The 23,284-nt window shown below is 68.5% G+C and carries 25 protein-coding genes; 9 read left to right on the top strand and 16 right to left on the bottom strand.

Annotation, left to right across the window (positions count from 1 at the left end; genetic code table 11):
- Nucleotides 1–8 precede the first annotated feature (8 nt).
- The 9 genes from QM782_RS15370 to QM782_RS15330 form a co-directional block, all read right to left on the bottom strand.
- Nucleotides 9–959 carry a YncE family protein gene (locus QM782_RS15370; protein ID WP_415203775.1) on the bottom strand — a complete coding sequence of 317 codons (951 nt, stop codon included), beginning with the start codon at nucleotides 957–959 and terminating at the stop codon, nucleotides 9–11.
- Nucleotides 960–977: 18 nt separating this feature from the next.
- Nucleotides 978–2,255 carry a TRAP transporter large permease subunit gene (locus QM782_RS15365; RefSeq protein ID WP_415203774.1) on the bottom strand — a complete coding sequence of 426 codons (1,278 nt, stop codon included), beginning with the start codon at nucleotides 2,253–2,255 and terminating at the stop codon, nucleotides 978–980.
- 13 nt (nucleotides 2,256–2,268) lie between these two features.
- Nucleotides 2,269–2,769, bottom strand: a complete 501-nt coding sequence (locus QM782_RS15360) for a TRAP transporter small permease (protein ID WP_415203773.1) — start codon at nucleotides 2,767–2,769, stop codon at nucleotides 2,269–2,271.
- A gap of 19 nt (nucleotides 2,770–2,788) precedes the next feature.
- Complete coding sequence (locus QM782_RS15355; RefSeq protein ID WP_415203772.1) at nucleotides 2,789–3,772, bottom strand: TRAP transporter substrate-binding protein; 984 nt, start codon at nucleotides 3,770–3,772, stop codon at nucleotides 2,789–2,791.
- A 115-nt stretch (nucleotides 3,773–3,887) separates the two neighbouring features.
- Nucleotides 3,888–4,817 (bottom strand): dihydrodipicolinate synthase family protein, encoded by a 930-nt coding sequence (locus QM782_RS15350; protein ID WP_415203771.1) that lies wholly within the window; start codon nucleotides 4,815–4,817, stop codon nucleotides 3,888–3,890.
- A 17-nt stretch (nucleotides 4,818–4,834) separates the two neighbouring features.
- Nucleotides 4,835–6,007 (bottom strand): L-rhamnonate dehydratase, encoded by a 1,173-nt coding sequence (locus QM782_RS15345; protein WP_415203770.1) that lies wholly within the window; start codon nucleotides 6,005–6,007, stop codon nucleotides 4,835–4,837.
- 32 nt (nucleotides 6,008–6,039) lie between these two features.
- Nucleotides 6,040–7,041 carry a TRAP transporter substrate-binding protein gene (locus QM782_RS15340; RefSeq protein ID WP_415203769.1) on the bottom strand — a complete coding sequence of 334 codons (1,002 nt, stop codon included), beginning with the start codon at nucleotides 7,039–7,041 and terminating at the stop codon, nucleotides 6,040–6,042.
- Nucleotides 7,042–7,067: 26 nt separating this feature from the next.
- Complete coding sequence (locus QM782_RS15335) at nucleotides 7,068–8,105, bottom strand: 4-hydroxythreonine-4-phosphate dehydrogenase PdxA (protein WP_415203768.1); 1,038 nt, start codon at nucleotides 8,103–8,105, stop codon at nucleotides 7,068–7,070.
- A gap of 5 nt (nucleotides 8,106–8,110) precedes the next feature.
- A complete protein-coding gene (locus tag QM782_RS15330) occupies nucleotides 8,111–9,079 on the bottom strand; it encodes a Bug family tripartite tricarboxylate transporter substrate binding protein (RefSeq protein WP_415203767.1) in 969 nt (322 codons plus the stop codon).
- Nucleotides 9,080–9,184: 105 nt separating this feature from the next.
- On the opposite strand from QM782_RS15330, the gene QM782_RS15325 reads away from it, so the two are divergent.
- Nucleotides 9,185–10,123 carry a LysR family transcriptional regulator gene (locus QM782_RS15325; protein ID WP_415203766.1) on the top strand — a complete coding sequence of 313 codons (939 nt, stop codon included), beginning with the start codon at nucleotides 9,185–9,187 and terminating at the stop codon, nucleotides 10,121–10,123.
- An 80-nt stretch (nucleotides 10,124–10,203) separates the two neighbouring features.
- On the opposite strand, the gene QM782_RS15320 is transcribed toward QM782_RS15325, so the two are convergent.
- The 4 genes from QM782_RS15320 to cysS are packed head-to-tail and all read right to left on the bottom strand — an operon-like array spanning nucleotide 10,204 to nucleotide 13,879.
- Nucleotides 10,204–10,746 (bottom strand): methylated-DNA--[protein]-cysteine S-methyltransferase, encoded by a 543-nt coding sequence (locus QM782_RS15320; RefSeq protein WP_415203765.1) that lies wholly within the window; start codon nucleotides 10,744–10,746, stop codon nucleotides 10,204–10,206.
- Between the two features lie 27 nt (nucleotides 10,747–10,773).
- Nucleotides 10,774–11,748 carry an acetyl-CoA carboxylase carboxyltransferase subunit alpha gene (locus QM782_RS15315; protein ID WP_415203764.1) on the bottom strand — a complete coding sequence of 325 codons (975 nt, stop codon included), beginning with the start codon at nucleotides 11,746–11,748 and terminating at the stop codon, nucleotides 10,774–10,776.
- A gap of 19 nt (nucleotides 11,749–11,767) precedes the next feature.
- Complete coding sequence (locus QM782_RS15310; protein ID WP_415203763.1) at nucleotides 11,768–12,433, bottom strand: DNA-3-methyladenine glycosylase family protein; 666 nt, start codon at nucleotides 12,431–12,433, stop codon at nucleotides 11,768–11,770.
- A gap of 45 nt (nucleotides 12,434–12,478) precedes the next feature.
- On the bottom strand, nucleotides 12,479–13,879 hold the full coding sequence (cysS, locus tag QM782_RS15305; protein WP_415203762.1) for a cysteine--tRNA ligase: 1,401 nt from the start codon (nucleotides 13,877–13,879) through the stop codon (nucleotides 12,479–12,481).
- Nucleotides 13,880–14,059: 180 nt separating this feature from the next.
- On the opposite strand from cysS, the gene QM782_RS15300 reads away from it, so the two are divergent.
- From QM782_RS15300 to QM782_RS15280, 5 genes are all read left to right on the top strand, one after another.
- Nucleotides 14,060–14,623, top strand: coding sequence for a tetratricopeptide repeat protein (locus tag QM782_RS15300; protein WP_415203761.1), 564 nt, complete (start codon nucleotides 14,060–14,062; stop codon nucleotides 14,621–14,623).
- A gap of 62 nt (nucleotides 14,624–14,685) precedes the next feature.
- Nucleotides 14,686–15,369: a peptidylprolyl isomerase gene (locus QM782_RS15295; protein WP_415203760.1), complete on the top strand. Its 684-nt coding sequence runs from the start codon at nucleotides 14,686–14,688 to the stop codon at nucleotides 15,367–15,369.
- 1 nt (nucleotide 15,370) lies between these two features.
- Nucleotides 15,371–15,877: a peptidylprolyl isomerase gene (locus QM782_RS15290; protein WP_415203759.1), complete on the top strand. Its 507-nt coding sequence runs from the start codon at nucleotides 15,371–15,373 to the stop codon at nucleotides 15,875–15,877.
- The gene (locus QM782_RS15285) at nucleotides 15,877–16,689 is read left to right on the top strand and encodes a UDP-2,3-diacylglucosamine diphosphatase (RefSeq protein WP_415203758.1); all 813 of its coding nucleotides are present in this window, start codon (nucleotides 15,877–15,879) and stop codon (nucleotides 16,687–16,689) included. The genes QM782_RS15290 and QM782_RS15285 overlap by 1 nt, the downstream gene beginning before the upstream one ends.
- Nucleotides 16,686–17,534, top strand: a complete 849-nt coding sequence (locus QM782_RS15280; RefSeq protein WP_415203757.1) for a zinc-dependent peptidase — start codon at nucleotides 16,686–16,688, stop codon at nucleotides 17,532–17,534. The genes QM782_RS15285 and QM782_RS15280 overlap by 4 nt, the downstream gene beginning before the upstream one ends.
- Here QM782_RS15280 and QM782_RS15275 read toward each other — a convergent pair.
- Nucleotides 17,520–18,401, bottom strand: a complete 882-nt coding sequence (locus tag QM782_RS15275; RefSeq protein ID WP_415203756.1) for a LysR family transcriptional regulator — start codon at nucleotides 18,399–18,401, stop codon at nucleotides 17,520–17,522. The two genes, QM782_RS15280 and QM782_RS15275, sit on opposite strands and share 15 nt — an antisense overlap.
- A 365-nt stretch (nucleotides 18,402–18,766) precedes the next feature.
- Here QM782_RS15275 and QM782_RS15270 point away from each other — a divergent pair, with 365 nt between their 5' ends.
- On the top strand, nucleotides 18,767–18,994 hold the full coding sequence (locus QM782_RS15270; RefSeq protein WP_415203755.1) for a hypothetical protein: 228 nt from the start codon (nucleotides 18,767–18,769) through the stop codon (nucleotides 18,992–18,994).
- Here the strand turns inward: QM782_RS15270 and QM782_RS15265 are convergent, their stop codons facing one another.
- Nucleotides 18,995–20,263 (bottom strand): branched-chain amino acid ABC transporter substrate-binding protein, encoded by a 1,269-nt coding sequence (locus QM782_RS15265; protein ID WP_415203754.1) that lies wholly within the window; start codon nucleotides 20,261–20,263, stop codon nucleotides 18,995–18,997.
- A 99-nt stretch (nucleotides 20,264–20,362) separates the two neighbouring features.
- Here QM782_RS15265 and QM782_RS15260 point away from each other — a divergent pair, with 99 nt between their 5' ends.
- Nucleotides 20,363–20,749 (top strand): Hsp20/alpha crystallin family protein, encoded by a 387-nt coding sequence (locus QM782_RS15260; RefSeq protein WP_415203753.1) that lies wholly within the window; start codon nucleotides 20,363–20,365, stop codon nucleotides 20,747–20,749.
- Nucleotides 20,750–20,776: 27 nt separating this feature from the next.
- Here QM782_RS15260 and tsaD read toward each other — a convergent pair whose 3' ends face one another.
- Nucleotides 20,777–21,808 (bottom strand): tRNA (adenosine(37)-N6)-threonylcarbamoyltransferase complex transferase subunit TsaD, encoded by a 1,032-nt coding sequence (gene tsaD, locus QM782_RS15255; protein WP_415203752.1) that lies wholly within the window; start codon nucleotides 21,806–21,808, stop codon nucleotides 20,777–20,779.
- A 68-nt stretch (nucleotides 21,809–21,876) separates the two neighbouring features.
- Between tsaD and QM782_RS15250 the strand changes: the two genes are divergently transcribed.
- Entirely contained in the window at nucleotides 21,877–23,088 is a 1,212-nt protein-coding gene (locus QM782_RS15250; RefSeq protein WP_415203751.1) for a nitrate- and nitrite sensing domain-containing protein, read from the top strand.
- Nucleotides 23,089–23,284: the final 196 nt, after the last annotated feature.

Genomic DNA, 23,284 nt, shown 5'->3' with positions numbered 1-23,284 from the left:
TTTTCATGTCAGTCTCCTTGGTGAATCCACAGGTAGGACGAGTCGGGTTCGCGCAGCGTGGCGATCTCCTGCTCGAAGGCGAAGGTGTCGAGGTTCAGGCGCCGCACCTTCTCGTCCTGGAACGAGATGTAGGCGGCCCGCGCCTGGGGATGGAACGACAGCGCCAGCGGGTTGGCCGGCAGTTCCACGCAGCGCTGCTCCACCAGGTCCAGGCCGAAGATGGACAGGCTCTGCTCGCCCGAGTTGGTGGTGAGCAGGCGGTCCTGGCCGTCGGCATGCCGGTAGCGGTAGACGCGGTTCGGGTCGCGCCGCGTCTTGCCCGAGGCCACCACCGCCATGCGCTCCGTGTCGATGGCGACCAGGGTGTCGTCGCCGCGGTTGGCCACGTACAGCAGCGACTCGTCGGCCGACAGCACGTTGCCTTCGGGCACCGGGCCGGGCAGCACGGCGACGGGCGCGAACGTGGGATCGTTGGGCTTGATCTTGGTGACGGTGTTGGACAGCAGGTTCAGCGCGTAGGCCGTCTCGGCATCGCGCGTCAGCGCGAACAGGTGCGTCTTGTAGCCGCCCGAGGGCACGGCCAGGTCGGGCACCTGGCGCGCCAGCGGGTCGGAAAAGCGCAGCAGCACGTTGTGGCCTTCGGACATGGCGAACAGCCGCCCCTGGCCGTCCACCGCCAGGCCGTGCGGGCGGTAGAACGGCCACAGGTTCAGCGTCTTGACGTGCTCGCGGCGCTCGAGGTCGATCACGAACACCGAGTGCCCGCCCGGGTCGCCGAGGTGGCTGGCGGTCTCGATGCCGTAGTGGCCGACGTAGGCGAGCTTGCGCACCGGATCGACGACGAACTCGTGCGGGAAGTTGGGCACCACGATGTGCTTTTCGGCACGGCCGCTGGCGGCGTCGTAGAAGCTGAAGGTGTGGGCGCATTTCTGCACCAGCAGCAGGGTTTCACGGGACATGGGAGGCACTCTTTCTGACTAGCGGAACCAGCTGGCTGGCACGGTGATGAGCTGCGGGAACAGCACGAACAGGAACATCAGGATGGTCTGTGCCAGCAGGAACGGCCAGACGCCCTTGATCACGTCGTCGAGCTTGAGCTTGGCCACGCCGGCCACCACGTTCAGCACCGTGCCGACCGGCGGCGTGAGCAGGCCGATGGCGTTGCACATGATGAACATGACGCCGAAGTAGATCGGGTCGATGCCCGCCTGCTTGACCACCGGCATCAGGATCGGCGTGAGGATCAGCACCGTGGGCATCAGGTCCAGCGCCGTGCCCACCACGAACACCAGCACCATGATCATGGCCATCAGCAGGGTCTTGTTGTCCAGGAAGGGCTCGAGCAGCGCCGTGGTCTGCGTCGGGATGTCGGCGATGGTGATGAGCCATGCCGACACCAGCGCGGCGGCGACGAGGAACATGATCGAGCTCGAGGTCTTGGCCGCCAGCAGCACGAGTTGCGGGATGTCGCGCAGCTTGAGTTCGCGGTACACGAACAGGCCGGCCGCCAGCGCGTAGACCACCGCCACCACCGCCGCCTCGGTCGGCGTGAACACGCCGAACTTCATGCCGCCGATGATGACGAAGGGCAGCACCAGCGCCCAGACGCCGTCGAACAGGGCGCGGCCCAGCTCGCGGGCGCTGAACTTGCGGCCGGAGGTGATGTCTTCCTTCTTCGCGCACAGCCACCAGGTGAAGACCAGCGCCATCGCCATCATGATCCCGGGGAAGATGCCGGCCATGAACAGCTTGGTGATCGACAGCTGCGCCGCCACGCCGAACACCACGATGGGGATCGACGGCGGCACCACCGGCGCGATGATCCCGCCCGCGGCGATCAGGCCCGACGCGCGCGGCACGTTGTAGCCGGCCTTGCGCATCATCGGGATGAGCAGCGCCGCCACGGCCGCCGTGTCGGCCACGGCCGAGCCGGAGATGCTGGCCACGATCAGGCAGGCCAGGATGGCGACGTAGCCCAGGCCGCCCCGCACGTGGCCGACCAGCGCCTCGGCCACCGAGACGATGCGCCGCGACAGGCCACCGGCATTCATCAGCTCGCCGGCGAGCATGAAGAAGGGCACGGCCATCAGCGGATAGTTGTTCACGCCTTCTAGCAGGTTCTGCGCGAGGATCTGCGTGTCGAAGGTGTCGAGGTGGATCATCAGCGCCACGCCGCAGACCAGCAGCGAGAACGCGATGGGGACGCCGAGCGCCATGGCGCCGAGCAGCGCGACGAGGAAGATCGCAATGGTCATGGTGCGTCGCTCCCTATTCGCCCGCGCTGACGTTGTGGGCCACGAGCTCGTCGGCCGGCATGCGGCCCGTCACCTGGCGCCACAGCGAATGCAGGAGCACGAGCGACATGCCCACGCTGCAGACCAGCAGGCTGATGAAGATCAGGCCCAGCGGCACGCCGGTGACCGGCGCGGCGTTGTCCATGCCGATCACCACCTGCTCCCAGGTGCCGTGCGCCAGCAGCACGCAGCAGGCCAGGGTGATGGCATCGGCCAGGAAGCGGCAGATGCGCTGGCCGGTCTCGCCCAGGCGGTCGATCAGGCTGGTCATGCCCAGGTGGCCGTTGTCCTTCATCACCACCAGCGCGCCGATCAGCGTCACCCACATGAAGAGGAAGCGCGAGACTTCCTCGGAGAACACGATGCCGTCATTGAAGAAATAGCGCAGCACGACGTTGGCGAACACCAGCAGCACCATGGTGCTGAGCATGACGATCAGCAGCCATTCGGCGGCGCGCGTGACCAGGTTTTTCATGGCCTGACTCCTTGGGGGTTCACTTGACCGCGTCCACGGCGACCAGCAGCTCGGGGCCGTTCTTGGCGACGAACGCCTGGCGCAGCGGCTCGCCGACGATCGCGCGGAACGGCGCGGGGTCGAAGGTCTCGACCACGGCCATGCCGTGCTTGCGCAGCTCGGCGATGATCCCGGCCTCGTTCTTCTGGTTGGCCTGGCGCTGGAACAGCTTGGCGTCCTGGGCGGCGCTCAGCAGGGCCTGCTGCTGCTCGGGCTTGAGCGCGTCGAACTTCTTCTTGTTCATCACCACCGGCATGGCGGTGAACGCGTGGCGGCTCATGGTCAGGTGCTTCTGCACTTCGTAGAACTTGGCCGCGTAGGTGATGTCCACGGGGTGTTCCTGCGCATCGACCGCGCCCGATTCCAGCGCGCCGTACAGCTCGCCCAACGGCATCGGAACCGGGTTGGAGCCCAGCAGCTTCCAGGCCTGGATGTGCATGGGGTTGGGCGTGGTGCGGATCTTCAGGCCCTTCACGTCCTCGGGCTTGTGCACCGCGCGGTTCTTGGTGGTGATGGAGCGAAAGCCCACCTCCCAGTACGCGAGCTGCCTGAGGTTGTGCGACTCCAGTTCCTTCGCCAGGCGCTGGCCCACCTCGCCGTCCACCGTGGCATAGGCGTGGGCGGGATCCCGGAACAGGAACGGGATGTCCAGCACGTCGAGCTTGGAGGTGAGGCCCGAGAAGTTGCCGCTGCCGGCCATCATGATGTCGATGGTGCCGCCGCGCACGGCGCCCAGCACGGTGGAGTCGTTGCCCAGCTGGCTGCCGGGGTAGACCGCCACCTCCAGCGTGCCCTTGCTGCGCTCTTTCACGAGCTTGGCGAACTCCAGCGCCGCGAGGTGCTGCGACGCGGTTTCGGGGCCGGCGTGGGCGAAGCGCAGCTTGGTGGCTTGTGCCTGGGCGAGCGCGCTGGCACCGAGGGCCAGGGCTGCCAGGGCGAATTTGACGAACGTGTTGCGCTGCATGTGTGTCTCCGGAATCTGTAGTGGTTGTGGGATGTGGGAAATGGTTGCCGGCGCTCTGGCAGGGAAGGAACGGAGCGCGCCGGGAACTCCTGGTCTGGATCGCTTCGCCGGTGTCTTACCGCCCCCAGCGCAGCACCAGCGGATCGAGCCGGCGCGCGATGTCGATCAACTCGCGGCGCGTCTCCGGACGCATGGCGGGCCAGGGCGCGCGCGGCGCCTCGCAGGCGATCACGCCGCCCTCCTTCATCAGCGTCTTGGCGGCCAGGAAGCCGGCCTGCCGGTTCTCGTGGTTGATCAGCGGCAGCCAGCGCTGGTAGCGGGCGAAGGCCTCGTCCTTGTCGCCCGCGCGGTGCGCCTCGATGATGGGACGGATGCCGTCGGCGAAGCCGCCGCCGGTCATCGCGCCGGTCGCCCCCGCCTCCAGGTCGGCCAGCAGCGTGATGGCTTCCTCGCCGTCCCACGGGCCTTCGATGGCTTCGCCGCCCAGCGCGATCAGGTCGCGCAGTTTGTTGGCGGCGCCCGCCGTTTCCATCTTGAAGTAGCTGACCTGCTCGACCTCCTTGGCCATCCGGGCCAGGAAGGCGGGCGACAGCGGCGTGCCGGCGGCCGGCGCGTCCTGCACCATGATCGGGATGTCGATCGCGTCCGAGACGCCCTGGTAGAAGGCCTGGACCTGCGCCTCGCCGAAGCGGAAGGTCGCGCCGTGGTAGGGCGGCATGACCATGACCATGGCCGCGCCCATGTCCTGCGCGCGGCGGCTGCGCGCGGCGCAGACGGCGGTGCTGGTGTGGGTGGTGGTCACGATCACCGGCACGCGGCCGGCCACGTGCTCCAGCGCCAGGCGGGTCAGGATCTCGCGCTCCTCGTCCGCGAGCAGGAACTGCTCCGAGAAGTTGGCGAGCAGGCACAGGCCGTCGACGCCCGAATCGATCATGAAGTCCAGGCAGCGCTTCTGGCTGGCGAGGTCGAGCGTGCCGTCCTCGTGGAACGTGGTCGGCACCACCGGGAAGATCCCGCGGAAGCGGGGATTGGACAAGCCGTGCATGGGTGCTGCTCCGCCGCTCATTCGATGATGTCGAACTGGTCCAGGAACTCGGTCTTGAGCGTCAGGCCCAGGCCGGGCTTGTCGTCGTCGAGCTGCAGGAAGCCGCGCTCGGCCACCGGCTCGCCGTCGAAGATGTAATAGAACAGCTCGTTGCCGACCTCGACGTCGAACATCGGGAAGTACTCGGCCATCGGCGAGGCCAGCGTGCTCATGGTCAGGTGGTAGTTGTGCATCTGGCCGGCGTGCGGGATCACCGGCACGCTGTAGGCTTCGCACAACGCGTTGATCTTGTGCGCCGCGGTGATGCCGCCCACGCGGTTGGTGTCGTACTGCACCACGCTCACGGCCTTGCGTTCGAGCAGCTGCTTGAAGCCGTACAGGCTGAACTCGTGCTCGCCGCCGGAGATCGGGATGGTGGTGAAGGCGTTCAGCTCGGCGTAGCCGTCGATGTCGTCGGCGATCACCGGCTCCTCGACCCAGCGCGGCTGGAACTTTTCCAGCTTGGGCAGCATGCGCTTGGCGTACTCCACGTTCCAGCCCATGTAGCACTCCAGCATCAGGTCGCAGTCGTAGCCGATGACCTCGCGCACCGCCTCCACGGCCATGAGGTTCTGCTTGACGCCTTCGGTGCCGTGCGCCGGGCCGTAGCCGAAGCGCGACTTGAACATCGTGAAGCCCTGGTCGAGAAACTTCTGCGCCTCCTCCTGCATCTCCTTCAGGTCCGTGCGGTAGAGCTTGGAGTAGTAGCAGGGGATCTTCTCCTTGGTACGCCCGCCCAGCAGCTTGAACACCGGCTTGTTGACGCTCTTGCCGAGGATGTCCCAGATCGCCAGGTCGACCGCCGAGATCGCGGCCATGGTCACGCCCTTGCGGCCCCAGGCGTGCGTGGAGCGGTACATGCGCTGCCACAGGTATTCGTAGTCCCACGGGTCCTGGCCGATCACCAGCGGCGCCAGGTACTCGTCGATGATGGCCTTGGCGATCTTCGGCGCCAGCGCCACGTTGCCCAGGCCGACGATGCCGTCGTCGGTCTCGATCTCCACCACGGTCCACGAATGGAAGCGGAAGGTGCTCATGGTCTCGGTCTTGGAATAGACGAGGTCCATGGCGTTGGAGCAGAAGTTGCCCTGGGGCGGAACGGTCTTGCCCTTCCACTGGAATACGCGGGCGCGGACGGATTTGATCTTCATGATGCGGTCTCCTGGAAAGTCGGGTATGGGAGTTACTTGGCGGCACGCAGCCGGGCCAGCTCCTGCTGGGCCTGGGCCACGAGTTCGGGGCCGATCTCGGCGGTGTAGCGGTCGGTGACGGGCTTGAGCTTGTCGCGCATCTTCTGCACCTCGGCGGGTGCGAGCGGCGTGACGGTCATGCCTTCCTTCTTGAGCTTGTCGGTCAGCTCGGCCGTCATGCGGCGGCTCAGGCTGCGCTGCCAGTCGCGCGCCTCGACGCAGCTGGCGCGCAGCGCCTCGCGCTCGGGCGCGGCGAGCTTGTCCCAGGTGTTCCGGGCGAACAGCACGACGTACGGCGCGTAGGCGTGGTTGGTCAGCGTGACGTACTTCTGGACCTCGTAGAACTTGTTGGAATGGATGATGGCGATCGGGTTTTCCTCGGCGTCGATCGCGTGGCTCTCCATGGCGGTGTAGAGCTCGGTGAAGGGCATGGGAATCGCATTCGTGCCCAGCGCCTTGAACGCGTCGATGTAGACCGGGTTCTGCATGACGCGCAGCTTCAGCCCCGACATGTCGGCCAGGGACTTGACCTCGCGCTTGCTGTTGGTGACCTGGCGGAAGCCGTTTTCCCAATAGCACAGGCCGACCATGCCCTTGGGCTGGGCCAGCTCCAGCAGCCGGGTGCCGACCGGGCCGTCGAGCAGCGCATCGGCCTCCTTGTCGCTCTGCAGCAGGAACGGCAGGTCGAACAGCAGGTATTCCTTGATCAGCGTGGCCACCGGCGCGGTGGAGGTGATGACCAGGTCCTGCACGCCGCCGCGCACGGCGGCGACCATCTGCGCCTCGGAGCCGAGCTGCGTGGCCGCGTAGACCTTCATGCCCAGCTTGCCGCCGGATTTCTGCTCGAGGATCTTTGCGAACTGCAGCGCGCCCTGGCCCAGCGGATGCTCCTCGGCGATGCCGTGGCCCAGGCGCAGCGTCCTGGTCTGCGCCAGTGCGCCGGTGGCGAGGCAGGCAGCAGCCATCGCCGCCGCAACGATGCGGGCGAGTTTCATGGTGTGTCTCCTGGTGTCGGGTGGCGTCAGGCGGCCGCGCGGTGGGCGGCCCCCATCCGGCAGGCGATCAAGAAGGCCTGCCAGGTGGCTTCGACATTGGCCCGGCCCTGCCCCGCGATGTCGTAGGCGGTGCCGTGGGCCGGCGTGGTGATCGGGATCGGCAGCCCGCCCTGCACCGTGACGCCGCGCGAGAAGCCCAGCAGCTTGATCGCGATCTGGCCCTGGTCGTGGTACATGGTCACGATCGCCTGGTACTCGCCGGCCTGGGCCTTGAGGAAGATGGTGTCGGCCGGGAACGGGCCGTGGAACGGTGCCTCGGTCGGCCACTGGCGCGCCTGCAGCGCGCGCACCGTGGGCTCGATGACCTCCACCTCCTCGCGCCCGCACAGACCGCCGTCGCCGCCGTGCGGATTGAACGCCGCGACCGCGACCTTGGGCTGCGCGACGCCGTTGGCCAGCAGCGAGCGGTAGATCAGCTCCGCCGCCTGCGTGATGCGCTCGGCCGTGATGTAGCCGGCGGCATCCTTGGTCGGCACGTGCGAGGAGATGCGCGAGGTCCACAGGTCGCCCAGCGTGTTGAACTCGCAGAAGTAGCCGGTCACGCCCAGGTAGGAGGCGAAGTGGTGCAGCTCGTCCTCGTGCTGCATGCCGCCCAGCTTCATGGCCTGCTTGTTCAGCGGCGCGAAGCAGATCGCATCGACGTGGCCGGCCAGCGTGGCGTCCATGCACTGGTCGAGCACCTTCAGCACCGAGCGCCCGCCGGCGGGTTCGGCCTTGCCCCGGTGGACGGCGGCCGGATCGATGCTGTCGACCGCGAGGAAGGCGGGCCGCGTGGTGTCGGCGCGGCCGCGCACCTCGGCCAGCGCCTGCACCGGCGCGGTGGGTACCTGCAGGCCGGCGATGCGCTGGCCCTCCTCCCACAGCCAGCGGTCGCCGACCAGCACGACGTTGGCGCGGGCACAGGCTTCGGGCTTGGACAGCAGCTTGGCGATCAGTTCGGCGCCGATGCCGGCGGGGTCGCCGAGGGTGACGGCGACGACGGGAAGGTTCTGGGTGGCGTTCATGGGGCTCACTCGATCCGGATGTTGTTCTTCTTGATGATGTCGCCGAAGCGCTTGTATTCGGCCGCATGCATCTGCGCGAACTGGGCCTGCGTCATGGGCGTGATCTCGGCGCCGATGGCGTCCAGGCGCGTCCTGGTCTCCGGCATCGCCAGCACCTGGTTGACCGCATCGTGCACCTTGTCCTGCACCGCCTTGGGCGTGCTGGCCGGCATGTAGATGCCGTACCAGGCGCTCATCTCCACGCCGGGCATGCCGGCCTCCTGCATCGTCGGCACATTGGGCAGCTGCGGGTTGCGCTTGGCAGCCGTCACCGCCAGCGCGCGCACCTTGCCGTTCTTGATCTGGCCGATGACCGAAGGCAGGGTGTCGAAGCTCAGCTGCACCTGGCCGCCGATCAGGTCGACCAGCGCGGGGCCGCTGCCCTTGTAGGGCACGTGGGTGATGTCGACCTTGGCCACGTCCTTGAACATCTCGGCGGCGATGTGCTGCGTGCTGCCAGCGCCGCTGGTGGCGTAGTTGAGCTTGCCCGGCTCCTGCTTGGCCAGCGCGACGAGCTGCGACACGTTCTCGGCGGGCACGCCGTTGCTGACCACCAGCACATTGGGCACGGCGCCGACGAACACGACCGGCACCAGGTCGCGGTTGCTGTCGTAGCCGAGCTTGATCAGGTGCGGCGCGATCGCATGCGCCGTGGACACGCCCATCACCATGGTGTGGCCGTCGGTGGACTTGGCGGTGGCGTCGGCGGCCAGCGTGTTGGACACGCCGGGCCTGTTCTCCACCACCACGGGCTGCTGGAGCATCGGGCCGAGCCGGTCGGCCACGGCGCGGGCCATGGCGTCGGTACCGCCGCCGGGGGCCGAGCCGACCAGGATCCGCACCGCCCGCGTGGGCCATTCATCGGCCTGCGCGCCGCCGGCGGCCAGCAGGCCCAGCAAGGCGGCGCCCAGCGCCGCTTTCAACTTCCATCGCATCTCGTCTCCTCTTTCGGTCCCGATGTGGGTGGCGGGATCGTAGGAACCCGATTGATGCCCGTAAACTGAAAGTAATTGATGCAATGATTACCCAGGGTGATCAGCATGGGCTCCATCGACCGACAAGACAACACACCCCAACTGCTGAACCGCCTGCGCATGCGCCAGATGGCGCTGATGCTGGCCATCGACGAGCGGCGCACGCTGCGCGCCGCCGCCGAGCAGCTCGGGCTGACGCAGCCGGCGGCGACCAAGATGCTGCACGAGCTGGAGCATGCGCTGGGCATGCCCCTGTTCGACCGGGCCGGACGCAACCTCGTGCTCAACGCGGCCGGCGAATGCGTCACGGCGTACTTCCGCAGCATCCGCGGCAGCGTGGAGTCGATGAACCGCGAGCTGTCCGAGCTGCGCCTGGGCAGCGCCGGCAAGCTCGCGGTGGGCAGCATCATGGCCGCGTCGCCGGGCCGGCTCACGCAGGCGCTGCTGGCCCTGAAGCAGGCGCTGCCGCTGCTCGCGATCGAGATCGCCGTGGACACCAGCGACCGCCTGCTGGCCCAGCTGAACGAGGGCGTGCTCGAGGTCGTGGTCGGGCGGCTGGCCGGCAACGCCGCGACCCAATGCGTGTTCCAGCAGCTGGAAGAGGAGCCGCTGTCCATCGTGGTCGCCAGCGACCATCCGCTCGTCGGCCGGCGCCAGGTGGCGTTCGACGCGCTGCTCGACTACCCGTGGGTCCTGCAGCCACCGGGCAGCCCGATGCGCGACGTGGTCGAACGCGAGTTCCGCGAGCACCACCGCGCCCTGCCGCGCGGGCTGATCGAGACCGGATCGTTCCTGACCAGCATCAACCTGGTGCGCCGTTCGCAGCTCGTGTCCGTCGTGCCGGAGGCCGTCGCGCGCTCGCCGGGCCAGCGCAGCGTGCTGCACGTCGTGCCCTATCGCCTGCGCCACCGGCTGGAAGCCTACGGCAGCCTGGTGCGCAGGGACCGGCCACTCAGCAAGCCGGCGCAGCAGTTCCTGTCATTGCTGCACGCGGGATCTGCCTGACACCGCGTGCCACGGTTAAGCCCGGCCTGCGGCGCCGCACTCGCCCGTCGCGCAAACGCACGGCCGGCGGCAGCACGGAATCAGCTGTCGAACAACCCCGGCTCGCCGAAGCTCGCACGCTCGATCAGCAGCATGCGCAGCTTGGTGTCCACGCCGCCGGGCGCCGAGAAGCCGCCCGAGCGCGCACCGGCCGCGAGGATGCGGTGGCAGGGCACGATGGGCGCGAACGGGTTGGCGCCCAGCGCCTGGCCGACCGCGCGCGCGGCACCGGGCTCGCCGATGTCGGCGGCCAGCTCGCCGTAGGTGATCGTGCGGCCCGGCGGGATCGCGCGGGCGCGCGCGTAGACACGCTGGTGGAACGGCGCGATGCCCGCCATGTCGAGCACGATGTCCTGCAGGTCGTCGCGCACGCCGGCGAGCAGCGCGCCCGTGCGTTCGGCTGCGGCACGCACCGCGGCCGGCGGCGGCGCGGGCTCGGCACCGGGCAGGCGCTGGCGCAGCCGCGCCAGCAGGCGCGCATCGTTCAGGTCCGGCAGTTGCACGGAGGCGATGCCGCGCGCGGACCAGCCGATGCCGATGCGTCCGATCGCGGTGTCGAACAGGTACAGCCCGGTGGCAGCCATCGCGATGCGCGCCCGGGCCGCCGGCCGCTATTTCTCGGCCTTGGTGTCGTTGAAGCGGCCGTAGCTCTGCAGCCGCTCGTAGCGCCGGTCCAGCAGCTCGCGCACCTTCAGGTCGCTGACCTGGCGGTAGGCGTCGTTCAGGCCGCGCTTGAGGAAGGCCGCCATCTGCTTGTGGTCGCGGTGCGCGCCGCCCACCGGTTCGTTGACGATCTTGTCGATCAGGCCCAGGGCCTTCAGGCGATGCGCGGTGATGCCCAGCGCGTCGGCCGCGTCCTGCGCCTTGTCGGCGGTCTTCCAGAGGATGGAGGCGCAGCCCTCGGGGCTGATGACCGAGTAGATCGAGTACTGCAGCATCAGCACCTGGTCGGCCACGGCGATCGCCAGCGCGCCGCCGGAACCGCCCTCGCCGATGATGGTCGTGATGATCGGTACCTCGAGCTGCGCCATCTCGTAGATGTTGCGGCCGATCGCCTCGGACTGGCCGCGCTCCTCGGCGTCGATGCCGGGGTAGGCGCCGGGCGTGTCGACGAAGGTGAACACCGGCAGCCTGAACTTCTCGGCCGTCTTCATCAGCCGCAGCGCCTTGCGGTAGCCCTCGGGCTTGGTCATGCCGAAGTTGCGCGCGGCGCGCTCCTTGGTGTCGCGGCCCTTCTGGTGGCCCAGCACCATGCAGGCATGGCCGTTGAAGCGGGCCAGGCCGCCGACGATGGACAGGTCGTCGGCGAAATGCCGGTCGCCGTGCAGCTCGACGAAGTCCGTGAAGATCTCGTTCACGTAGTCCAGCGTGTAGGGCCGCTCGGCGTGGCGCGCGATCTTGGTGATCTGCCACGGCGTCAGCACGCTGTAGATGTCCTTGGTCAGCTGCAGGCTCTTCTTGCCGAGCTGGCCGATTTCTTCGGAGATGTCGACCGCGGATTCGGTCTGGACGTAGCGCAGCTCTTCGATCTTGGCTTCGAGGTCCGCGATGGGTTGCTCGAAGTCGAGGAAGGTTCGTTTGGCCAAGATGGCGCTCCTTCTGTATTCAGTAGCCGACCGGCAGCGGGTCGAGCGACCGCCAAATATACCAAGTGGCCACGCTGCAGAACGGCGCCCAGGCGGCCGCGACCTCGCGCAGGTCGCTGCGACTGACGGGGTCGCCGGAGAAGTAGTTCTGGCTCACGCCGTTCACCAGTCCGACGTCGTCCAGCGGCAGCACGTTCGGCCGCATCAGGTGGAAGATCAGGAACATCTCGGCGGTCCAGCGGCCGATGCCGCGGATCGCGACCAGCTCGGCGATGATGGCCTCGTCGTCCATCGCGTGCCAGTCGCGCACGTGCAGCGCACCGGACTCGAAATGCAGCGCCAGGTCGACCAGGTACTCGACCTTGCGCGCCGACAGGCCGGCCGCGCGCATGTCGTCGACCTTGAGCTTGAGCACGCTGTCCGGCGTCATCGCGCTCGGCAGCAGTGCGAAGCGGTCCCACACGGACTGCGCGGCCTTGACCGAGATCTGCTGGCCCACGATGCTGCGCGCCAGCGTGACGAAGGCGTCGCCGCGCGTCTCCAGGCAGGCATCGCCGAACTGCGGGATCAGCCGCTTCATGACGCGGTCCTTGCGCACGAGGTGGCGGCACGCGTCCTGCCAGTAGTGCGGCGTGTAGACCTGCACCACCGGCATGCTCACGGTCTTGCGTGCCCTAGCCGCCATGGGAATCCCCCGCCGCGCCGTGGCGCGGCGCCGGCAACGCGTGGATCACTGCGCAGCCTCCCAGGTCGTGCCGGCCGGCGTGTCCTTCAGCACCACGCCCTGCTCCAGCAGGGCCTGGCGGATGCGGTCGGCCTCGGCGAAGTCCTTCGCGGCCTTGGCAGCGGCGCGCGCGGCAATCCGCTCGGCGATGGCATCCGGAGCCAGCGCGGCACCCGCGCCGGCATCGGCGGCCGGCCGCCAGCGCTTGAAGGCCAGCGGATCGCCCTGCAGCAGGCCCAGCGTACCGGCCAGCGCCTTCAGCAGGCCGGCCGTCTGCGCCGACTGCGTGCGGTTGACCTCGGCCGCGAGGTCGAACAGCACGGCCACCGCCTCGGGGGTGCCGAAGTCCTCGTCCATCGCGGCCTTGAAGCGGGCGGCCTGCGGCTGCGCCCAGTCGATCGCCACGTCGGCCGGCGCGACCGCCTCCAGCGCGGTGTACAGGCGGCGCAGCGCGGCGCGGGCGTCGTCCAAGTGCACGTCGCTGTAGTTCAGCGGGCTGCGGTAGTGCGTACGCACGATGAAGAAGCGCAGCGTCTCGGCGTCGTACTTCTGCAGGACTTCGCGGACCGTGAAGAAGTTGCCCAGGGACTTGGACATCTTCTCGTTGTCGATGTTCACGAAGCCGTTGTGCATCCAGAAGCGCGCCAGCGGCACGCCGTTGGCGCCTTCGCTCTGCGCGATCTCGTTCTCGTGGTGCGGGAACTGCAGGTCGGCGCCGCCGCCGTGGATGTCGAAGGTGTCGCCCAGCAGCGCGCAGCTCATCGCCGAGCACTCGATGTGCCAGCCCGGGCGGCCCGGGCCGTAGTCGCTGGCCCAGCGGGTGTCGGCCGGCTCCTCGGGCTTGGCGGATTTCCACAGCACGAAATCGAGCGGGTCGTCCTTGCCGTCCTGCACCGCCACGCGCTCGCCGGCGTGCAGCTCGTCGAGCGACTTGCCGGACAGCTTGCCGTAGCCGGGGAACTTGCGCACCGCGTAGTTCACGTCGCCGCCCGCGGCGCGGTAGGCCAGGCCCTTGGCCTCGAGCTTGCGCACGATGTCCAGCATCTGCGGCACGTAGTCGGTGGCCCGCGGGTCGTGCGTGGGGCGCTCGATGCCCAGCGCGTCGAAGTCGCGGTACATCTCGGCGATCATGCGGTCCGTCAGCGCGCGCACGGTCTCGCCGTTCTGCACGGCGCGGCGGATGATCTTGTCCTCGATGTCGGTGATGTTGCGCACGAACACCACCTCGTAGCCCGACGCACGCAGCCAGCGCCGCACCACGTCGAAGGCCACGTTGGCGCGCGCGTGCCCCACATGGCACAGGTCGTAGACCGTGATGCCGCAGACGTACATGCGCACACGGCCCGGCTCGATCGGGGAAAAGTCGTCCAACGCACGCGTCAGCGTGTTGTAGATGCGCAAGCTCATGGAATTCGGGAATAGGCAGGATCGTTCGTCACCATCCTGAACGATGCGGCCGTTGCAGGCCAGTCGACCATCGATCGCGAGGGCGGCGCGGCAGCGGAACTGCAGACCCCCTCGGCTAGAATCGGCGGCATTCTATAGCCGCAGGCGCAGGCTGTCTGCATGGTTCCCGCAAGAGGTTTTATGAAGCGAACGCTGTACCGGATCCTGCCCCTGGCACGCCTGCTGGCCCTGGCCGGCGCGGTGCTGGCCGGCGCGGGCGCGCTGGCCCAGGTCGATCCGTACGGCGAGGTGAACCGGCTGGTCCGCGCCGGCAAGCTGCCCGAAGCGCAGGGCAAGGCCGACCAGTACCTGGCCGACAAGCCGCACGATCCGCAGATGCGCTTTCTCGTCAGCACGATCCAGTCGGCCTCCGGCAAGCCCGAGGCCGCCATCGAGACGCTGACGGCGCTGACGCAGGAATTCCCGGAACTGCCCGAGCCCTACAACAACCTGGCCGTGCTCTACGCGGGCCAGAGCCAGTACGAGAAGGCGCGCGCAGCGCTGGAGATGGCGGTGCGGCTGAACCCGAACTACGCCACGGCCTATGAGAATCTGGGCGACGTCTATGCCAAGCTCGCCAGCCAGGCCTATGGCCGGTCGCTGCAGATCGAAGCCGGCAACACGCAAGCCGAGCAGAAGATCTCGGCGCTCAACAGCATGCTGGCGCCGCGCGCAGGCGCGGGCCGGCAGGCCCCCGGCAAGTAGCACGGCAGGCTCCGGCGCTCGCCGGCCGCCCGCCTCCGCCTCCCATCGACCTTTCGCTCACGATGACTGTCCATCGCATCGCGGTGTCGCGCCGCACCCTCGTCCTGGCCACCACGCTGGCCTGTGCGCCACTGCTGCACGCCGCGCAGCCGCCGCGCGTGCTGTTCAAGACCAGCGCCGGCGACTTCACGATCGAGGTGTATCCGGACGCGGCGCCCAAGACCGTCGCCAACTTCCTGCAGTACGTGCGCGACGGCCACTACGACGGGACGCTGTTCCACCGCGTGATCCCGACCTTCATGGTCCAGGGCGGCGGCTACGATGCCAATTACAAAGAGAAGCCCACGCGCGCGCCGGTCGAGCACGAAGGCCGCGCGGCGCTGGCGAAGCACGGCCTGCGCAACGTGGTCGGCACGGTGGCGATGGCGCGCACCAACGACCCGGATTCGGCCACCTCGCAGTTCTTCATCAACGTCGCCGACAACCCGTTCCTGGACCCGGTGCCCATCCCCGACGGCGACCCCGTGCCGCAGTTCGACTACCAGGGCCACAGCTACCGCAACGTGCCCCGCGCGCAACTGCTGGCCACGCCTCAGCTGTACGGCTACACCGTGTTCGGCAAGGTCGTCGCCGGAATGGACGTGGTACAAAAGATCAAGGCGGGCCCCACCGGCGCCGGCGGGCCGTTCCGCACCGACGTGCCTCGCACGCCCATCCTCATCCAATCCGCAACCCTGGTGAAATGACATGACCCAACCCAAAGTCGAACTGCACATCGCCAAGCTCGGCGTCATCACGCTGGAACTCGATGCCGAGAAGGCGCCCAAGTCCACCGAGAACTTCCTCGCCTACGTGAAGAAGGGCCACTACGACAACACCATCTTCCACCGCGTGATCCCGGGCTTCATGGTCCAGGGCGGCGGCTTCGAGCCGGGCATGAAGCAAAAGGGCACGGACGCGCCGATCGCCAACGAAGCCAACAACGGCCTGAAGAACGCGCAGTACACGATCGCGATGGCGCGCACGAACGACCCGCACTCGGCCACCGCCCAGTTCTTCATCAACGTGGTCGACAACGCCTTCCTGAACCACACGGCGCCTTCGGCCCAGGGCTGGGGCTACACCGTGTTCGGCAAAGTCGTCGACGGCGCCGACGTGGTGGACAAGATCAAGGGCGTCAAGACCGGCCGCAAGGGCTTCCACGACGACGTGCCGGTGGAAGACGTCGTGATCGAGAAGGCCGTCGCGCTCTGATGTCCCCAGCGCCGGCCCTGCCCGAGTTCGCCGAACTGGCGGCGCCGCCCGGCTGGCGCGCGGTCGACCTGCTGTCGGACGTGCATCTGCGCCCCGAGGAGCCGGCCACCTTCGCCGCCTGGGAACAGGCCGTCACCCACAGCGACGCCGATGCGCTGTTCATCCTGGGCGACCTGTTCGAGGTCTGGGTCGGCGACGACGCGCTGGACCCGGCCGTCGGGGACGACAGCCCGCTCGGCCAGTTCGAACGGCGCTGCGCCGAGGTGCTGCGCGGCGCAACAGCCCGGCGGCCCGTGTACTTCATGCATGGCAACCGCGACTTCCTGTTCGGACCGCGGGGCCTGCAGGCCACCGGCATGCAGTTGCTGCACGACCCCACGGTGCTGCTGTTCGCCGGCACGCGCTGGCTGCTGACCCATGGCGATGCGTTGTGCCTGGACGACGTGGCCTACCAGCAGTTCCGGCGCCAGGTGCACGACCCGGCCTGGCAGCGGGCATCTCTCCAGCATCCACTGGCGCTACGGCGCCAGATGGCGCGGCAGATCCGCCAGGCCAGCGAACAGCGCAAGGACCAGGGCCTGGGCTACGCGGACGTCGACGCGCAGGCCGCCCGCGCCTGGCTGCAGGCCGCCGGCAGCGCCACGCTGATCCACGGCCATACCCACATGCCGGCCGAGCACGACCTGGGCGACGGCATGCGGCGCCTCGTCATGACGGACTGGGAAGCCGAGGCACGGCCGCCGCGGCTGGAGATCCTGCGGCTGAGCACTGCGGCAGGACCGCAGCGCATTTCCGTTCCCGCTGTGGCATGAGCTCGGGCTGGCGGCGCCTGCTCCGCTGGGGCTCGGCGCCGCGCCCGGTCCCTGATGCGCTCTGGGAGGCCACGCTCGCCGACTACGGTTTTCTGCGCGAACTGACCGCGACCGAGCAACGGCGCCTGCGCGAGCTCACCGGCAGTTTCCTCGACGAGAAGGAATTCCACGGCGCCGGCGGACTGCAGATCACGGACGCGATGGCCGTGGCGATCGCGGCCCAGGCCTGCCTGCCGTTGCTGCATCTGACGACCCGGCCCGACGGCCGGCCGCTGGGCCGCGGTTCCTCACCCCTGGTCTGGTACCGGGATTTCGTCGGCATCGTGGTGCAGCCGGACGAAGTCGTCGCCCGGCGCGAAGTCATGGACGATGCCGGTGTGGTCCACGCCTACGACGAGATCCTGAGCGGCGAGGCGATGGAACGGGGCCCCGTCATGCTGAGCTGGCGAGCCGTGGCATCCGCCGGCGAAAGCGCAGGCGTCGGGTACAACGTCGTGGTCCACGAATTCGCCCACAAGCTGGACATGGCGGACGGCGCACCCGATGGCTGCCCGCCCCTGCCCGTGGGCTTCATGGGCACCACCGATGCGCGCGACGCGCGTACGCGCTGGATGCGCACCTGGCAGGACGCCCATGCCGCGTTCTGCGACCAGGTGGTCATCGCCGAACGCTTCGGCGGCGCCATGCCCTGGCTCGATGCCTACGGCACCCACAGCCTGGAAGAATTCTTCGCCGTGGCCTGCGAAGCCTATTTCGTGAACCGCCGCCGGTTCAGCGCCGAATGGCCGGCACTGCTGCCGCTGCTCGACGCCTTCTTTCAGCCGGACCGGTCACTGGCTCCATAGCGGCGTCGGGCCGAGCCGCGCCGCCAGGAAATCCAGCAAGGTCCTGAGGCTGGCCGGCTGGTGGCGGCGCGAAATATAGAACGCGTAGACACCGAGTGCGTCGGCCTGCCATTCCGGCAGGACACCGACGAGTTCCCCGCGGCGGATCAACGGCGCCACCACATAGTTGGGCAGCACGGCCAGCCCCCCGCCGGCGCGCACGGCCTCGACCAGACTCATGGTGTCGTTGGCGCTGAAATTCCCGGCCACCTGGACCAGCCGTTCCTCGCCCTGGCGCGAAAAGCTCCATTGGCTCTTCTCGACACGGGAATAGGACAGGCAGTTGCGCTGGGCAAGATCCTCGGGCGTCTTGGGTGCGCCGTTGCGCTCCAGATAGGACGGTGCGCAGCACAGAATGGACCGGCAACTGCTCAGCTTCCTGGCGATCAGCGCGGGATCCAGTTCGTTGGTCATCCGGATCGCCACATCGATGCGCTCCTCGACCAGGTTCAGGTTCAGATCGCTCAGCACCAGATCGACCCGGGTGCGCGGGTACTTGGCCAGGTAATCGACGAGGATGGACGAGAGATAGGTCTGGCCGAAAGCGGGATTGCACAGCACGCGGATCTGGCCATGCGGCTCGGTATCGCGCTGCCCGACCACCTGTTCCACATCGTTCACGAGTTCGAGCAACTGGCGGCTGCGCACGACACAGGCTTCGCCAGCCTCGGTCAGCGACAGCCGGCGCGTCGAGCGTTGCAACAAACGTGCACCCAACCAGCGTTCGAGTTCGCCGATATGCCGGGTCACCATCGCCCGGGACATGCCCAGCGTGTTGGCCGCTGCAGTGAAACTGCCGCGCGTCACCACCTCACTGAACACTCGCATTGCGGAAATTCGGTCCATCGCCCACCTGTTGGAAACAAATCGCTCGTCAGTTAGCGAAGATCGATTCGCTAACAGAGCAAGCAAATCTTAAGAGGGGAGCCCAAAATCAGTACACAAAAAAATCACATATATAAATGGATACATCCAACACACTGAAAACATCGATCAATCATCATTGTCAATTGTATGCAATGAGTCTTGGTGCGCGAATTCTGTGAATCAATTCACATCGATCATGCGGATGGAGCGAGGCGCGCACGGTGCATATGCAAGAAACACGGAAAGCTTGGCGAACCACGAAGCGTCGCCGTCAACGTTCCGCTCACCGCGCCCGTTGGCCCCGGCAAGATTCACAGGAGTCCCACATGTACCGATCCGCCCTCGCCGCAACTTTCCTGGCCCTGGCCGCGCTGGCAACTGCCACCCCCGCCCTCGCCGCGGCCGACACGACGACCAAGAAGAAGGCCGCGGCGGCACCGAAGTTCATTCCCAGCAGCTCGCAAGAGAGCCCCCGGGAACGCGAGCGCCGCCTGCTGCGCGAATGCAAGGGCCGGCCGAACGCCGGCGCCTGCGCCGGCTACGCAAGCTACTAGCTAGGGGCGCGCCATCCGGCAGCTGCTGGGCATCTCCGCCTGCGCGGCCGTGACCTGCCGGATCACCCGGAAGCCGTAGCCCGAGCCCTCCACATCGAAGCGCACACCGGGCGCACCCTGCCGGTCCATGACGCCGACGACCAGCGGCTGCTGGAACTGGTGGTCGCTCGCGCGCATGCGGCCCTGCTGCCCGTACAGCGTGACGTCCGCCCGCTCCAGCGCCTGCGCCACCGGCACGGCTTCCACGCGGGCGGCCGTCTCGACGGCCTGCGCCAGCGCCTCGACCATCAACTGCATGCGCATGTGCACGTAGTCGTCGGCCGGCTTGGGATAGCGCGTACGGAAGGCCTGGTAGAACGTCTCGCTCTGCGTCCCGGGCAGGTTGGGCAGCCAGTCGGCCACCGCGACCACCTTGCCGATGCCAGCGTCACCGATCGCCGCCGGCGCACCCAGCGCATTGCCGTAGAACGTGTAGAACTTGCCGTCGAAACCCGCTTCGCGCGCCGCCTTGACCAGTAGCGTGAGATCGTTGCCCCAGTTGCCGGTGATGACCGCACTGGCGCCGCTGGCCTTGATCTTGGCCGCATAAGGCAGGAAATCCTTGATCCGCCCCATGGGATGCAGTTCGTCGCCGGCGATCGACACGTCGGGCCGCTGCGCCTGCAGCTGGCGGCGCGCCTCGCGCAGCACGGCCCGGCCGAAGCTGTAATCCTGGCCCAGCAGGTAGACGCTGCGCACGCCCGCATCCTCGCGCAGCACCTGCATCAACGCGGCCATGCGCATGTCCGCATGCGCATCGAAGCGGAAGTGCCAGAAGCTGCACAGCTCGTTGGTCAGGATGGGATCGACGGCCGAGTAGTTCAGGTACAGCGCGCGACGCTCGGGCACGCGCTCGTTGTGCTTGTTCAGCGCATCCAGCAGCGCCGCCGCGATCGCGGAACTGTTGCCCTGGGTCACGAAGCGCACGCCATCGTCGATGGCCGAGCGCAGCGCGCTCAAGGCCTCCTCGGTCTGCCCCTTGCTGTCGTAGCGCACGATCTCCAGCGGCCGCGCGCCCCCCGGCAGGCGCACGCCGCCGCGCGCATTGACACGCTCGGCGGCCCAGACCAGGTTGCGGAACACTGCCTCGCCGGTGTTGGCGAACGGGCCGCTCAAGGTCTCGATCATCGCCACGCGGATCGGCGCCGCCTGCGCCAGGGCCCGCCCGAAGGCGCCAGCAGATAGCGCCGCGGCGGCCGTTTTCAAGACCCTTCTACGCACCGGCTCCATCAAAAAAACCTCTTGAAAATCAAAGCGCTGCACGCAGATTGGAGGCATGCGGCGCTCATGGTGAGAGCCGCGCAGTGTATCGACAGAAGGAAGTCCGCCATGTTCTTTGCCCCCGTCCTGCGCCAGGCCAACTACGGCCCTGCCCTGCGTTCGATCGACCGCAGCTTCGAGCGCTTCGTCAACGACCTCGCCTACGTGCGCGCCAGCGGCACCAAGGGCCACAGCTTCAGCCAGGACGACAGCGCCTGGACGCTGTCCATCGACGTCCCCGGCGTCGCCAAGGACCAGCTGACCATCGGCATCGAAGGCGCCGTGGTGCGCATCGAGAGCACCGACGCGTCCGCGCGCAAGGTCAAGGCCGCCTACGAGTTGCCGCAGGAGATCGACGCCGCCGCGAGCAGCGCCACGCTGGAGAACGGCGTGCTGACGCTCAAGCTGGCCAAGAAGCAGCCGGTCAGCAACGTCACGCCGCTGGCGATCCAGTAACTCGCGCGCCGCACCCGCTCGGCGCCCTCACGGCGAGGCGTCGAGCGGCCAGCGCGGCCGCACGTCGAACGCATAGCGCCGTTCGGCCTGCTGCACGCCGGCCTGGATGCGCATGGCCGCCGCCATCGCGATCATGGCGCCGTTGTCCGTGCACAGTTCCAGCTCCGGGTAGTGCACCCGCACCCCTCTTCGCGCGCAGGCAGCGTCGAGCTGCGCACGCAGCGCCCGGTTGGCACCCACGCCGCCGGCCACCACCAGCCGCCGTAGGCCGCTCTGTTCGAGCGCCGCGAGCGACTTGCGCACCAGCACCTCCACGATGGCCGCCTGGGTCGCGGCCGCCAGGTCCGCGGCGCGTGCCGGTAGCTGTTCGCCGAGTTTTTTCGCCTGCGTCAGCACAGCGGTCTTCAGGCCGGCGAACGAGAAGTCGAGATCGCCGCTGTGCAGCAGCGGCCGCGGCAGCGTGAAGGCCTTGGCATCGCCCTGCTCGGCCAGCCGCGCCAGCGCCGGCCCGCCGGGATAGCCCAGGCCCAGCAGCTTGGCCGACTTGTCGAAGGCCTCGCCGGCCGCGTCGTCGATGGTCTCGCCCAGCATGGCGTAGCGGCCCACGCCGTCCACCCGCATCAGCTGGGTATGGCCGCCCGACACCAGCAGCACCACGAACGGGAATGCGGGCGGGTCGGCCCCCATGAAGGGCGACAGCAGATGCCCTTCCAGGTGATGCACCCCCAGCACCGGCCGCTCCAGCGCGGCGGCCAGCGCGCAGGCCACGCCGGCGCCGACCAGCAGCGCACCGGCGAGGCCGGGACCGCGCGTGTAGGCGACCACGTCGACCGCGCCCAGCGTGCGCCCGGCCTGGGCCAGCACCGCCTCAGTCAACGGCAGCACGCGGCGGATATGGTCGCGGCTGGCCAGCTCCGGCACCACGCCCCCGTAGTCCGCATGCATGCGGACCTGGCTGTGCAGCGCATGCGCGAGCAGGCGCGGCAGCGCGCCGCCGGCCCACTCCACCAGGGCCACGCCGGTTTCATCGCAGGAAGATTCGAATCCCAGAACGAGCATGGGTGCCAGTGTATGCAGTGCGCGGCGCCACGCGGCACGCTTGTTGCTGGATGCCCTGTGCCCCGACGATGAAATCCGATCTCCATTTCCTCATTGCCGCACGCGAATGCGAGATCGGCGAACTCGAGCAGCTCGCGCTGGGTGGCGAGCTGGTCCGGCTGATCGCGCGCCTGGTGCACGCGCTGCAGCGCGAGCGCGGCCTGACCAACATGTTCCTGGGCTCGCACGGCACCCGCTTCGCCGAGCAGCGCGCCAGCCAATGCCTGCAGTGCGATGCGGCGGCGCAGGCGCTGCGCGCGCATTTCGACGCGATGGACACCTCGGCGGTCCATCCGGTGCGCAACGGCGCGCGCCTGTTCAGCCGCATCGCCGGCGTGCTGCATGGGCTGGACGCGCTGCCCGCGCTGCGGCGCGACGCCGCTGCCCAGGCCATCGACGTACCGGCGGCCAACGCTGCCTTCGTCCGGCTGATCGCCGGCCTGCTGCAGGTCGTGTTCGAAGCGGCCGACAGCGCCACCGACCCGGACGTCTCGCGCGCGCTGGTGGCCTTGTTCAACCTGATGCAGGGCAAGGAGTTCGCCGGCCAGGAGCGCGCCTTCGGCGGTGCCTGCTTCGCCCAGGGGCACATGGACGCGGGCCGGCAGCAGCAGTGGCTCGACCTGATCGAGTCGCAGGAGCGCTGCTTCCGCATCGCGCTCGACTTCGCCGGGCCGGCCGTGCAGGCCACCTGGCAAGCCGCCGCCGGGGCCCGCACGCAGGCCGAGCTGGAGCGGCTGCGCCGCATCGGCTGCGCGCTGCGCGCCGACGGGCAACTCGACCCGGAGCTGGCCCTGGTCTGGTTCGAGTGCTGCAGCCAGCGCATCGATGCGCTGCGCGAAGTCGAGGAACTGCTGGCCGGCGAACTGCTGCGCCTGTGCGCCGCGCGGATCGACACGGCCAGGGCCGAACTGCGCGACCACGAGGCGATCCGCGACGCGCTGGTCCGCGCCGCCGGCACGCCGTCGGCGAACCCGCCCTACGGCCCGCAGCTGGAGCGCTCGATCATGGCGCTGGTGCAGGAACAGTCGCGCCGGCTGCAGCAGATGGCCGACGAACTGGAAACGGTGCGCGCATCGCTGAACGAGCGCAAGATCATCGAGCGCGCCAAAGGCCTGCTGATGGCCTCGCGCAAGCTCAGCGAGGCCGACGCCCACAAGATGATGCGCCGGACCGCGATGAACCAGAACCGCAAGCTGCTGGACGTCGCCCAGTCGATGCTGGCGCTGTCGGACTACCTCTGACCGGACCGTTCCGGCCAGCGGCCGGAAGCTTGCTGCATCGCACAATTCTTGTGCCCGTGCACCACGATCGCTCCCGCAGCAGCGCCCATGGGCCGGCGTGCAGGGCGCCACCCCCTCGATCCGCCGCCGATCCGGGCACGACGGCTGGCATGGGACCTGCATGGAGCTGTCCGCGAGCAGAGCCAACGGCGGCTCC

It is taken from the genome of Pseudorhodoferax sp. (assembly GCF_047601025.1).
Lineage (GTDB): Bacteria > Pseudomonadota > Gammaproteobacteria > Burkholderiales > Burkholderiaceae_C > Pseudorhodoferax.
This window is presented reverse-complemented; position numbering and strand designations above follow the sequence as displayed.

Coding starts and splice junctions, on each gene's coding strand:
- QM782_RS15370 (WP_415203775.1), bottom strand. CDS start 959: ATGTCCCGTGAAACCCTGCTGCTGGTGCAGAAATGCGCCCACACCTTC.
- QM782_RS15365 (WP_415203774.1), bottom strand. CDS start 2,255: ATGACCATTGCGATCTTCCTCGTCGCGCTGCTCGGCGCCATGGCGCTC.
- QM782_RS15360 (WP_415203773.1), bottom strand. CDS start 2,769: ATGAAAAACCTGGTCACGCGCGCCGCCGAATGGCTGCTGATCGTCATG.
- QM782_RS15355 (WP_415203772.1), bottom strand. CDS start 3,772: ATGCAGCGCAACACGTTCGTCAAATTCGCCCTGGCAGCCCTGGCCCTC.
- QM782_RS15350 (WP_415203771.1), bottom strand. CDS start 4,817: ATGCACGGCTTGTCCAATCCCCGCTTCCGCGGGATCTTCCCGGTGGTG.
- QM782_RS15345 (WP_415203770.1), bottom strand. CDS start 6,007: ATGAAGATCAAATCCGTCCGCGCCCGCGTATTCCAGTGGAAGGGCAAG.
- QM782_RS15340 (WP_415203769.1), bottom strand. CDS start 7,041: ATGAAACTCGCCCGCATCGTTGCGGCGGCGATGGCTGCTGCCTGCCTC.
- QM782_RS15335 (WP_415203768.1), bottom strand. CDS start 8,105: ATGAACGCCACCCAGAACCTTCCCGTCGTCGCCGTCACCCTCGGCGAC.
- QM782_RS15330 (WP_415203767.1), bottom strand. CDS start 9,079: ATGCGATGGAAGTTGAAAGCGGCGCTGGGCGCCGCCTTGCTGGGCCTG.
- QM782_RS15325 (WP_415203766.1), top strand. CDS start 9,185: ATGGGCTCCATCGACCGACAAGACAACACACCCCAACTGCTGAACCGC.
- QM782_RS15320 (WP_415203765.1), bottom strand. CDS start 10,746: ATGGCTGCCACCGGGCTGTACCTGTTCGACACCGCGATCGGACGCATC.
- QM782_RS15310 (WP_415203763.1), bottom strand. CDS start 12,433: ATGGCGGCTAGGGCACGCAAGACCGTGAGCATGCCGGTGGTGCAGGTC.
- cysS (WP_415203762.1), bottom strand. CDS start 13,879: ATGAGCTTGCGCATCTACAACACGCTGACGCGTGCGTTGGACGACTTT.
- QM782_RS15300 (WP_415203761.1), top strand. CDS start 14,060: ATGAAGCGAACGCTGTACCGGATCCTGCCCCTGGCACGCCTGCTGGCC.
- QM782_RS15295 (WP_415203760.1), top strand. CDS start 14,686: ATGACTGTCCATCGCATCGCGGTGTCGCGCCGCACCCTCGTCCTGGCC.
- QM782_RS15290 (WP_415203759.1), top strand. CDS start 15,371: ATGACCCAACCCAAAGTCGAACTGCACATCGCCAAGCTCGGCGTCATC.
- QM782_RS15285 (WP_415203758.1), top strand. CDS start 15,877: ATGTCCCCAGCGCCGGCCCTGCCCGAGTTCGCCGAACTGGCGGCGCCG.
- QM782_RS15280 (WP_415203757.1), top strand. CDS start 16,686: ATGAGCTCGGGCTGGCGGCGCCTGCTCCGCTGGGGCTCGGCGCCGCGC.
- QM782_RS15275 (WP_415203756.1), bottom strand. CDS start 18,401: ATGCGAGTGTTCAGTGAGGTGGTGACGCGCGGCAGTTTCACTGCAGCG.
- QM782_RS15270 (WP_415203755.1), top strand. CDS start 18,767: ATGTACCGATCCGCCCTCGCCGCAACTTTCCTGGCCCTGGCCGCGCTG.
- QM782_RS15265 (WP_415203754.1), bottom strand. CDS start 20,263: ATGGAGCCGGTGCGTAGAAGGGTCTTGAAAACGGCCGCCGCGGCGCTA.
- QM782_RS15260 (WP_415203753.1), top strand. CDS start 20,363: ATGTTCTTTGCCCCCGTCCTGCGCCAGGCCAACTACGGCCCTGCCCTG.
- tsaD (WP_415203752.1), bottom strand. CDS start 21,808: ATGCTCGTTCTGGGATTCGAATCTTCCTGCGATGAAACCGGCGTGGCC.
- QM782_RS15250 (WP_415203751.1), top strand. CDS start 21,877: ATGAAATCCGATCTCCATTTCCTCATTGCCGCACGCGAATGCGAGATC.